Here is a 12,302-nt window from a genome sequence, read left to right as displayed (position 1 = left end):
TTTTCGTGGGCGGACCGTAAGGGAACGAGGTCGTAGCATCCTGCGATGAACGTTATTTCCGCCGTCATGGTCGATCTGGAGTGCTCGCCGCTGGGAACGCGGAGCCGCCTAGCGGATGATCTGCTCGGCAAGCCGATTCTCCGCAGAACAGTGGATCGGGCACTACGGAGCAAAGAGTGTGTCCGACTTCATCTCGTCGTCCCGAGCCAACAGGGCGGTCGCGTACGGGAACTCGTTTCAGGGCTGCCTTGCGAGATCGAGACCTATGCTGCCGGTCCACCCGCGCACCAGACGCTTGTACGCGGAGGCCGGTTCTGGGGGCTGGACTCGTGGCGGGGAGGTGCTGGTGGATTCAGCGTCTTCGACGAGGATTTCAATGCTCCCGTGCTCCAGGCGCTTCTTCGCAAGACGGGCGCCGATGCGGTGGCAACCATTCCGGCGGCCGCATCGCTTTTCGATTCAGCGATGCTTGATGCCATGATCCGTCACGCGCGGAAGGTGGACGAACCGACCGGAATAACCTTCGTTCAGGCTCCCCCTGGTCTGGGCCCGTTCATCATTCGAAATCACATCGTGGATCAACTCGCACCTTCGACTGTCCCGCCCGGAGCCATTCTCACCTATCAGCCTGGACATCCGGTCGCTGATCTCACGGGACGCGAGACCTGTTGGAGGCCCGGCGTTGAGGTCATTGCCGCGCGCGGCCGATTGCTCTGCGACACGCGGCGATCGACGGAGCGGGTTGAGCGTGTGCTCCGTGCCGGAGCGGAGGTCGAATCATGGGATGCCGCGAGAATCGTTCGTTGGCTGGCCGAGGTCGAGTCACGCCGAGTCGAAGATATACCCAGCGAGATTGAAATCGAGCTGACGACTGAGCTGCCGTATCACCTTCGCTCCATCTTGCGGCCGCTGGGCGGTGACGTGCCCTCGCGCGGTCCCATTTCGATGCGTGTGATTCAATCTGTGGCCGACTGGATTCGTGGGTACGACGACGCGTGCGTGATTTTGGGGGGATTCGGCGAGCCATGCTTGCATCCGGAGTTCTTGGAAATCTGTCGCGCACTGCGCGAGTCCGGTACGGCGGCCTTGGCGGTACGTACAACCGGCCTGATCGAGAGCGAGGCGATTGAGGCGGCATTGTTTGAGACGCCCGTGGATCTGGTCGAGGTGATGCTCGACGCATCGAATCCCGAGACCTATGCGCGCGTCTGGGGCGTGGACGAGTATTCTCGCGCTATTGCGGTGCTGGAGCGTAGACTCGAACGGCGCGTTCGGGAGAATCGCGTGCTACCACTCTGGATGCCCTCGATGGTCAAGGCGCGAGAAACCTACGAAGACCTTGAGACGTTCGTCGACACATGGCAGCGCCGGTTAAGCATGTACGCAGTGACCGGGCATAGTCACTGTGCAGGCCAACGGCCTGACCACGCCGTGAGCAGCCTTGCACCACCGGAGCGATGTGTTTGCCGTCGAGTGCGATCCCGCGCTGTCGTCCTTGCGGACGGTACCATGATCACCTGCGATCAGGACTACAGAGCCCGGCAGGTGATCGGGCGTATCGGTCCGCAGATGCCGAATGAATTTTGGCAAGGCGATCCGATACTGAATTCGATTCGTAATCAGATCATCGGTGACGCGCCGCTGTGCGCGGCTTGCGACGAATGGCATCGCCCGTGACCACCTGCGCCCGCGCCGTTGCTGGACCGCATCAGGCGGACAAATGTAAATGCCAGGCGACCACGGGCGTCAGATCAGACTACCCGTGGTCGCGCGTGATGTCTGTGCTCAGTTAACCGATGCGATACCGACTCAGCGGCGGCGCTTCATCTGCCGCCGGGCCGCGCGCCGCAATCCGCCATATCCGATGAGGAAGCCCAGGAGCGGAGCAAATAGGTTCGTTCCGCACAACTCAACACCGCACACTGGCAAACCGGGGATGAGTTGTACGACCGAGATTCTGATTCCGGTGTTGCCGTTGTTATTGTTGTTGGTGTTCGGCTGGCCTGCCGGCGGTTCCTGAACCACGGGCACGTTTGGATCGTTGGGAGCCGGATCGATGCAATCCGGCGTACCGTCCTCGTCGGCATCCGCATTGCTGTCGACAACGCCACATCCGCAAATGCCCGGCTCAAGCTTGGCTGCGTCATTCGGGCATTGATCGAGGCAGTCCGGGACACCATCACCATCGGAATCCGCCTCTGATTCGCTGCAACCGCAAACTCCGGGTGCAATTTTGTTCGGGTCGCTGGGGCAGAGATCGACGCAGTCAGCGACGCCGTCGCCGTCCGTATCGGTATCCGATACGCCGCAACCGCAAATGCCGGACGCCGTTTTGTTCGGATCGGCCGGGCAGGCGTCGAAGCAGTCTGGCGTGCCATCCGCATCTGAGTCCTCGACATCATTCATCGGGCCGTTCGACCGAACGAGCACGTTGTTCGTTTCGTCGGTTTCGAGGACCACGCCGTCGCGGTCGAGAGCGGCCTTTATCACGAAATGATTCGTCACGAAGTCAGCGGCCGATACGATTACGCCTGGAATGATGACCGTGTGCTGACCCACCGTCCGGTTCAACGCATCGCTCACGCTGACGCAGCCCAGCAGCACGTCGTCGGGGCCGATCGATGCATCATCATTGTGGGAGGCGAACAGGCAGATTTGATACGTTTCGGTCGGATCGTTCTTCGCGATGTCGTACTGGACTGTCACATCGAACGGCGTATCAAGAATCGCGCAGGCGTGCGTCAGATACCGGCCGACAAGATCGACCAGGTAGTCGCCTGTGGCTGTCTTAACGTTGTTGTTCTCATATCGCTCGACGACGGCATTGGTCGGATCGAGCTGCATGATGACGTTTACGGTTTCGCCGGAAGCAATTCCGACGGCCCGCAGCTCTGGCGCGAGATCAACGTTGAACTCGTGTACGCCGGGCTCAATGGCTCCGGGCAGGTCGAACAGGACGTCGTCAATCAGGTCGTCGCCGTCCGTGTCACGACCGACGTAAATGCGATACTCAGGCACGTTTCCGGGCGAGGTCACCTGGTAGGTGCCGTTGACCAGGAACGAACCGGGCAGGGCAATCAGCGATGTGGGCGACAGATCGATGATCTGATCTTCAGTGCCTGCTGCTGATGTCACGTTATTGCCCACTTCGACAATTTCGACAACCGCGCCCTCATCGCCACCGACCGGTGCGTTCAGTAGGTCAAGCGTTGCGATGATTCGATCACCGTCAACCAGCCGCGGATTGAGTTTGTTAATCGCTCCGCGGAGATCCGGGACAATATGTACATGTTCGCCTGGCGCCAGATCCGCCACGTCGGTTAGCGTCTGTTCGAAAATCTGGTCACCTGCGTCGAGATTGTCGATGAGGTTGTCGCCATCGCGGTCGATACCGATCCGCAAAGTGAACGGCGGAGCTTTGCCGATGCTGTTGATCGAGTAGACGACCGTGGCCGATGTGGTTCCCGCTTCGTTGTCAGCCGTCAGGAAGATCGACTGGGCCACCAGATCGACCGTGACCGGTTCGCGGGCGAAGTTGTTCTGCGTTTCGTTCTCCTCGACGACGAGATTCTCAGGTGTTGCGGCTCCGTCATCGAGAATGTCGATTGTCGCGATGATTCGGTCGCCATTCTGAAGGGCCGTGGGCAAGGCATTCAGTGCGACGAGCAGATCGCCCGAGTTGACGACATGCTTGTCGCCGTTCGGACGCAGCTTGCCGGGCCCGATGGCCGCAACGTCGATCGTCTCAAGCAGCGTGCCCGGATCGATGATCCGATCGCCGTCCGAGTCAATGCCGATCCGGATGAAGAATGGTGCAACGGCACCGGGGCTGTTGATGATGTAATTCACGCGGGCCACGGTGTCGCCGGTCGACGGGCGGTAGAACACCTCCACGGCCGTCGCGACAATATCGACGATGACGCTGTAGCTGGCGATATTGTTCGCGGATTCATCGCCACCAAGTTCGATGACGCTGTTGGCAGGCGTGCCGTCGTCCGCGAGGTCGAGCGTTGCGATGAGGCGGTCGCCGTGGTTCAGTCGCTGGGCAAGCGCTTCCATCGACGGCCGCAGATTGCCGAAGATTGCGGTGTGCGCTCCGGGGCTGAGATCCGGTGCAGCGACAATGGCGAGCACGTCAGTTGGTGAGTCGATGACATCGTCACCGTCGCGATCAACTCCGATCCGGATGTCAAACGCCGGTACGGCATCCGGTGCGTTGATGGTATAGGCGACGGAAGCGGTCGTCTGGTTCGCGTCGTCATCGGAGATCACCGTCAGGGCGTTGGCGATGAGATCGGTGATCTCGGTGTTGTTCGTGACCGCGATGTTGTTCGTCTCCGACAGTTCTTCGACGTCAAGCTTGTCATCAACGACCGCGAAGATGTGCTGATACGTCTGCGGAATGTGCGCGCTGTAATCCATGAAGGCGATGTGCTCGCCCGGTGTTGTCTGGCCGGCGACGAAGCCGACAAGCTGATCCGAGATATCGAGCAGCCCATTTTGCGGGTTGTTGTCGAGGTAGAACGATATCTCATAGCTCGGCACGCCGCCGACGCTGTTGACTGCATAAGCCATTGTCGCCTGATTCGTGTTCGAATCGAACGCCAGCGAGATCGCCACCAGGTCGACTGTCTGCGGCGAACGCGTCACGTTGTTCTGAATCTCTTCGCCTTCGACCACCAGATTCTCCGGTGTGCCCGCACCGTCATCGGCGATATCAAGGGTCGCGATAATGCGATCACCGTTGTTCAAGCCGAGTGCATCGAGTGCGGTCGTCAGATCTCCGCTGACGACTTGCCGGTCACCGGGACGGGTTTTTTCGTCCGCGAGGAGCGAGAGATCAAACAGTTCAAGGATGGAACCCGGGTCGATGATCTTGTCGTTGTCGGAATCGACGCCGACGCGAATGGTGAACGGTGGCACGGCGCCGGGACTGCTTACCGTGTAATTAACACGGACGCCTCGCCCGCCGTTGCCCGGGTGCTGAAGCACTTCGACGGCGCTTGCGACGAGATCGACGCTTTGCGACTGGCTCGTGATGTTGTTCGCAATTTCCACAGCTTCGACAACCAGATTGGCGGGCGAACCGTCCGGCAGAATATCGATCGTCGCGATGATTCGATCACCATCGCCCAATCGCTGTACGAGATTCGCGAGCGCCGACCGAAGATTACCGGTTGTCGTCGAGTGCGAGCCCGGCGAGCGATCGCTCGGTGAGAGGATCGCGAGCAGGTCGCTGGAATCCGCATCGATGATGTTGTCGCCGTTCCGATCCACGCCCACGCGGATGTTGAATGGGGCGGCATTTGCGGGGCTGTTCACGGTATAGGCGATGGTTGCGATGGTTTGATTGTCGGTATTGTCCGACTGAATCGCGATTGAGTTGGCGATGAGATCGACCGTCTGAGATTGTGCGACGCGATTGTTGTTGCGCTCGATGTCTTCTCGAACCGCGCCCTGGTCGTTGCCGTCGAGCATGAGATCGAGTGTCGCGAGAATCACGTCGCCATGCTTGATCGGTGTTGCAAGCCCGTTCAGCGCGGCGCGCAGGCCCGGGACGTTTACCGTGTGCGCACCGGGCGTCAATTCGGTGCCGCCAATCACGATGTCTGCCAGCAGGCCGTCCGGATCGTCGATCCGATTGTCGCCATTGCGATCGACGCCGATCTTCAGGCTAAACGGGGCAACGGCGCCGAAGCTGTCAATCGTGTATGAAACGCGAGCTCGCGTCGTTCCGGCATTTGTGTCGGTGATAATGTCGACCGCATTGGCAACCAGATCGACCCGCTGCGGCAGCGATACCGAGTTGTTCGAAACCTCGGCCGACTCGATGACGGAATTGGAGGGCGTGGCGTCGCCGTTCAAGTCGATCATGGCGATGATTCGGTCGCCCTGCTTGAGTGCCGGAGATACGGCATCGAGGGCGGCGCGGAAGTCAGCCGAGTTCGTCGACTGCGCGCCGGGCCGGAGATCTGCCGGGGCTGCGGCCATTGTCGTCAGCACGTCCGCCGGAGAATCGATTATGCCGTTATTGTCTCGATCGACGCCAATGACGATGTTGAACGGCTCGACACGGCCGGGACTGTTGACCGTGAAGCTGACGCGGGCCCGCGTCTGATTGCCGTTCCCGTCGAGGAACAACAGAAGCGAATTTGCGATGAGATCAACCGTAACGGTCGTCGACGTCGTGTTATTCGCGATTTCTTCCGTTTCGAGAACGGCCCCCGCGTCCGTTCCGCCCTCGGTCAGATCGAGCGTGGCGACAATCCGATCGCCATGAGCGATACGCTGGCCGATCGGAAGGCTGTTAATCGCCGCACGGAAATTCGGAATGAAGATGGAGTGCACGCCGGGAGTCAGATCCCCCGGAGCCGACACAGTCACATCCGCGAGTACATCACCCGCGCTATCAATCACGCCGTCGGCATTCCGATCGACGCCAACCTTGACACTGAACGGCGCGACCGGCAGCGGACCGTAAATCGCATACGCCACGTCGGCGGTTGTCGTACTACTGACCGTATCGACATGCACGGCGATCTGTGCGGCCACAAGGTCTGTGCCGAGTGAATTGCTCGCAGACACCAGGTTGTTTGAGAATTCATCGGATTCGACAACCGCGCCGATTTGCCCCGCATCCAGGTCGATGGCCGCGAAAATAAACTGGTTGGAGCCGGGCACGTCGCCGGAAAAGTCCTGAATGAGCGTGTAGGCGCCGGGCGTCGTGTTGCCGGAGACGATGGCGACGGGCGGCGCATCGCCAACATCGAGTGCGCCGGACTGATCGCGATCAAGATAAAAGGCGACGTTGTACGCCGGCACCGGGATGGGGGCGTTCACCGCGTAGCTGAGCGTCGCTTCTTCGGTGTTGGAGTCATAAAACAGCGAAATGGCGACGAGATCGGTCGGCGTGTTGTTTCGGGTCTTCGCGAAGTTGTCCGTCTCGTTCTTCTCCGCGACCTGATTGTCCGCATCGAGGACAACGTAGATGAGCTGATTTGACGCCGGCGGAGACGAGGCGTAATCGCCGATCGCGGCGTGGCCGCCCGGTGTGATCTCTCCGGCAACAACTTGAACCAACTGGTCCGAGCCGGCTTGCAGGCCGGGCGTGCCGTTTGATTCAAGGTAGAAGCGGATCTCATAAGGCAGCACATCGACAGGCGAATTCACATGATATGCGAATGTTGCTCGCTGGGTGTTGGAGTCATAGGTGAACGAAATGACATGAAGATCGCGGTAGTCCGTGTTTGTCGTGAAGGACGTGTTATTGAACTCATTGATCTCATTCACGTTGCCGAATGGCGGCGGCGAATAATCCGCAATGGCCCAGATCCACTGATCCGGCTCGACCAGATTGAATTCGAATGACTGAACCATCGTGTGCAGACCCGGCGTGGTGTCACCGGCCTGGACTCCCACGATCGTGTCCCCCGGTGTAATGGTGAAGCTGTTGTCCGTGTCGCGAATGAACGTGATGGTATAAGCCGGCGTGTTGATCGGGCTATCAACGAGGTATGTCAGATAGGCGACTTCGTTCACTTCATCATAATTCAGTGAACCGACCATGTTCAATGCAATGTCCGTCTGGGCGCTGTTCGTGGTGGTTACAAGGTTGTTGGATTCATCGATCTCCGCCACCGAGTTTGTCGCGTCCACAAATGCGAAAATCGTCTGGTTCGACGCCGGCGGATTTGCACCAAACGAGATGGTCTGAACATGGGAGCCCGGCGTGACCTGCCCCGCGATGGTGGCCACGGTGGTATCGGCCGGCGAAAACGCAAAGTCTGTATCCGAATCCAGGGCGAATGCAATGTCGAATGGGGCAACGGGAATCGGTGACTGCACCGTATAGGCCAGCGTCGCCAACTGCGTGTTTGCGTCATACGTCATTGCGACGGCAATCAGGTCCGTCGTGGCGGAATTTGACGTGGCTGCGAAGTTGTTCTCAGCCTCTTTGGTTTCTGGGACGTTGCCTCCGGTCGCAAAGGGGCGGTCGATCGCGGCGAAAACGAGTTGGCCGCTGTCTGCAGGACTCGCGGCGTAGCTTTGCATCAGGGTATGGGCGCCGGGCTGGGTATTGCCGGGGACCAGTGCGACGAGCGTGTCAGCCGGCGAAGGCGTGCCGCTGTGGTCGGAATCAAGATAAAACTCGATCGAGTAGGCGGGAACCGGAATCGGTGCGTCCACCACATAACTCAACGTCGCCTTTTGCAGATTGTCGTCGTACGACAGCGAAACCGCGATCAGATCCGTCGGCGTGGTGTTGACCGCCGAAGCAATATTGTTCCCCGATTCGTCGGATTCAACGACCTGATTGAACATGACCGGATCGATTGTGGCGAAGACAAGCTGGTTCGAAGCCGGGGCATTGATCCCCACAAACGCCGCGGTGGCTGTGTGGGCGCCCGGACTTGTTGCACCAATGACAAGCGCGACATTCGGCAGGTCTGCCACGCCGATCGAGCCGTTGCGATCTCGATCCAGTGAGAAGACGATGGCGTAAGGTGCCACCGGCGTCGGACTCTTGACGAGATAGCTCAGCGTTGCGATGCCGGTATTGGCGTCATAGTTGAAGGAGGTAACGGAAAGATCAGTCGTGAAGGTTCGGGCGGTGCTGATGATGTTGTTGGCCACCTCCGTCTGTTCCGCGACCTGCCCGCCCAGGCCGGCAGGCACCCGATCGATCCAAGCGTGAATGAACTGGTTCGAAATCGGCGCATTACCGGTAAAGTTGACCGTGGCGCTGTGCGGTCCCGGCGTGACATCTCCCGTAACCGTTGCGACAACAGGCGCGTCTCCTGGAGTTGGAGAACCGCTGTTGTCTCGGTCAAGGAAAAACTCGATGTCATACGCGGCGACGTCGGTCGGGCTGTTGACGAAATAATGCAGCGTCGCGTCCCGGGTGGTCTCATCATATTGGAGTGAAATCGCGATCAGATCGGTCGATTGGGCGTTGATGCCTGCGATTTCGTTGTTCGACTCGTCCGCTTCCGTTATCGCATCTCCGGTATCAAGACGGGCGAAGATCATTTGGCCCGAGGCAGGAACCAGGCCGGTGTAGTCCGCCATCGCTGATCGAATTCCGGGTGTGCCGTCGATGTTGACGACGGCCACTAGCGAATCCGTCGGATCCAACGCACCGTTTTGCGGATTGTCGTCGAGATAAAACTGAATCGTCGAATCGTGGATCGCCGCCGGGCTGTCAACCAGGTAGGTCAGCGTGGCCTGATTGGCACCATCGAGAACGAGCGACTTGGCCCGCAAATCCACGAAGAACGGTGCCGATGCCGCGAAATTGTCAGCCTCGCCCGCGCCCCAAAGCTCGTTGTTTGTATTGGCGGTATCAAGTCGGGCGATGAGCCGCGCGCCGTTGCGCATTCGCAGACTCAGGGGAAGTGCGTTCAGGTCGGGCAGAATGTTCTGCGACCACACATGACCTACGAAAGTCGTGCCGACCGTCTGGCCCGAAAAGGAATAAAGAACGTATTCGGGTGTCTGGTCGCCATCGAAATCCAGTCCGATCTCGATCGTGAATGGATTGAGGGGCGTGCCTATGATCGGGAGCAGATCGATGATTGAATAGTCGAGTGTCGCGCGCAGCTCCGTTCCGGTTTGTTCGACCGCGAGCGCATTTGCACGAATGTTGTCCTCGGGACCGGCATAAGCTGTCGAAGCGCCACCTGCGATTATTACGGAAAAAGCTGCCGCGAACACCCGCAGCCATGACGCGTTAGCCCGATGTGATTTGAAACCGTTGCCTGATGAGTCCGCCTTGGAGGTGATGCCGTCCCTGCGATCACTTGCGAGGGTCATCTGAAATTCCTTTGCGAAATGCGCTCGTGTCTACGAAGCTGTGCCTATTTCCCCGCCCGCTCTTTCGGGAGTGTCATGACCGTGGCGCGCTATTGCGACACCGGGCATCAACACAATTGCTGATACGCTAGCATCGATCCGGCAGTCGGCCGTTTGCATTTGAAGAGGTGACGCGACTGGGAGATGTGGAAGCATCGCTCTCTTCGTGGATTAACGGTCCACCAGTCCCGATGATCTTCGAGTATACGCCCAATCCTCGTTACGATCAACGTGGAGAGTCAGTGCAACGATGCGGCATTAGTCTCGACGCGCCGGGGCACACCTTATCGACACGTTCGCGCGGTCTTAACAATCCGGTGGCACGGTGCGGTTTCGGGTACACCGCGATTAGTTGCGCGACGAATTATGCAGTGGTCCGAAAATGCCGCTGCCATGAGAGTGAAAATGCGGAGTGCTTCGAGATAGCGTCAGTTGTCGTATACAAACTCGCTCAACCGGCGTTCATGGTCGTTTTGGCTTATCCGGCGACGGGCGCGAACGTAATGATCAAAACTCCGATCGCGGCAAGAACGACGGAGGCAAGCTTTCGTTTCGTCATTCGCTCGTTCAGAAAAATCGCAGCCAGAATGATCGCGAAGACCATCGAGGTCTGGTTCAGTACGGCCGCAACAGCAGCGCCGGTGTACTTGAAGCCGGCGACCCAGAATACCATCGATAAGTAAGCGCCAAGAAAGGAGCCGGGCACAAGGTATTTCCAGACATCGGTGGGGCGAAATACGCCCAGCAATCGTCGACGGTCCGGCGACGCCAGAATCATCAATGCAAGACAGCCTGCACCCGCCGACATGCGAATCGCAACCGCCCATAGCAGCGGGAATCCGGCAGCCGTCAGTACCGGCTTCGCCACGACAATGCCGACGGCCATCAGCGCGATCGCGCCGACTCCGGAAACGACTCCGATCACGATCTGTCGAGGCGTTCGGCCCATGGGTGGCGGATGCCGCGTGGAGATGAACACGGCACTGACGATCAGCAGGCCGCCGACATAATGTGGCAGCGCGAGCGATTCACCGATCATCAACCAGGAGACCAGCAGCACAATCGGGCTGTAGGTGCAATCGACAATCGCGAATAGACTCACGCCGATCAGATTCAGACTGTAGAAAAACACGGTGTCCGCCAGTGCAATGCCGAGAAAGCCGCTCACGATCAGGATAAAGATTTCTTCCCGGGGATGGTTGGCCAGATCAGTCCATGACTCCCCAAGGAGCGGCAGGGAAAGGCCCACGAGAATCACGCCGAGCACGTTTTTGAACAGATTCATCGCCAGAGGGTGAACGCGGCCTTCGGTCTTCTTGAAGAATACCATCGCCACGGCCCACGTCATTGCGGCGGCAAGAGCGTTCAACTGTCCGATGTGATCGTTCGACAAGCGGTGACGCTCCGACGGAGGGTGCAGTATCACGGCATCCAACGACAGACTCTACGGCCACAGGCTGCACAAATAAACAATCCCCTTTATCATGCCCGGTCGCATGGTAGCGAATGACCGCCAACTTTCGCCCGTTTCGATCGTTGTTCCCACCTTTCGCGAGGTGAAGAACATCCCCATTCTGGTGGAGGCGGTGTTTGCGGTGCTCAACGACGCCGGCCGGCCCGGCGAGATGATCATCGTTGACGATTCCAGCAACGACGGTTCGTTCGAGGCCGTTCAATCGCTGAGCGAACGCTTTCCCGTTCGGATCATCGTGCGCGAGAATGAGCGGGGGCTCTCTTCGGCGGTCGTTCGTGGATTCGAAGAGGCCCGATACGATCTGTTGCTTTGCATGGACGCGGATCTCTCGCATCCGCCTGCTGCCATTCCGGAAATTATCCTTCGGATAGAGAGCGGCTCCGCCGACTTCTGCATTGGTTCCCGATATGTCCAGGGCGGTCGCACCCGCGAGGATTGGGGGTTTCTCCGGAAGATCAATTCGCTCGGTGCCACGTCATTGGCACGACCCCTGACCACGGCCCGGGACCCGATGGCAGGTTTCTTCTGTTTAAGCCGCGAGACGTTCGAACGCGCGCGAAAGGCCGGCATCAATGCGATCGGATACAAGATCGGCCTGGAGCTCATGATCAAGGCCGGCTGTCAGAATGTGGCTGAGGTTCCGATTGAATTTGCCGACAGACTGCACGGCGAGAGCAAACTGACTTTCCGGCAACAGTTGCTCTATCTGAAACATCTCTGGTCGTTGTACGTCTTCCGGTGGGGCGTCGTGCCTTACTTGCTTGTGTGCCTCTTGGTCGGGGGATTGCTCGCGACTCTGTACTTCCTGGCGCGCTAATTTCGGAAAGTAGCTTTCGGTTCCCTGGCCTCGCACATAATTTTTGGTCTGCGTGGACGGAGACGTCGATTGTAACTGTTAGCCTGCCATAAGCTTGGTTGAGGCGCAATTTCTGCGCTGTGACGCACTCCCGCGAACGCAAGTTTTTTGCTTGAATCG

General features: G+C 58.9%; 4 protein-coding genes. 2 read left to right on the top strand and 2 right to left on the bottom strand.

Annotated features, from left to right (window positions below):
* Positions 1–45 precede the first annotated feature (45 nt).
* Positions 46–1,677 carry a hypothetical protein gene (locus KF841_02010; GenBank protein MBX3394121.1) on the top strand — a complete coding sequence of 544 codons (1,632 nt, stop codon included), beginning with the start codon at positions 46–48 and terminating at the stop codon, positions 1,675–1,677.
* Between the two features lie 132 nt (positions 1,678–1,809).
* Here the strand turns inward: KF841_02010 and KF841_02005 are convergent, their stop codons facing one another.
* Positions 1,810–9,813: a hypothetical protein gene (locus KF841_02005; GenBank protein ID MBX3394120.1), complete on the bottom strand. Its 8,004-nt coding sequence runs from the start codon at positions 9,811–9,813 to the stop codon at positions 1,810–1,812.
* A 517-nt stretch (positions 9,814–10,330) separates the two neighbouring features.
* Positions 10,331–11,245, bottom strand: coding sequence for a DMT family transporter (locus KF841_02000; GenBank protein MBX3394119.1), 915 nt, complete (start codon positions 11,243–11,245; stop codon positions 10,331–10,333).
* 91 nt (positions 11,246–11,336) lie between these two features.
* Between KF841_02000 and KF841_01995 the strand changes: the two genes are divergently transcribed.
* Complete coding sequence (locus KF841_01995; GenBank protein ID MBX3394118.1) at positions 11,337–12,143, top strand: polyprenol monophosphomannose synthase; 807 nt, start codon at positions 11,337–11,339, stop codon at positions 12,141–12,143.
* Positions 12,144–12,302 lie beyond the last annotated feature (159 nt).

This window comes from Phycisphaerae bacterium (genome assembly GCA_019636475.1).
In the GTDB taxonomy this organism is placed as follows: domain Bacteria; phylum Planctomycetota; class Phycisphaerae; order UBA1845; family UTPLA1; genus JADJRI01.
The sequence above is the reverse complement of the archived record's forward strand: the minus strand, read 5'-3'. Positions and strand labels throughout refer to the sequence as shown.

Bases quoted from the DNA above. Each gene is read 5' to 3' on its own strand.
- KF841_01995 (MBX3394118.1), top strand. From the start codon at position 11,337: ATGCCCGGTCGCATGGTAGCGAATGACCGCCAACTTTCGCCCGTTTCG.
- KF841_02010 (MBX3394121.1), top strand. From the start codon at position 46: ATGAACGTTATTTCCGCCGTCATGGTCGATCTGGAGTGCTCGCCGCTG.
- KF841_02005 (MBX3394120.1), bottom strand. From the start codon at position 9,813: ATGACCCTCGCAAGTGATCGCAGGGACGGCATCACCTCCAAGGCGGAC.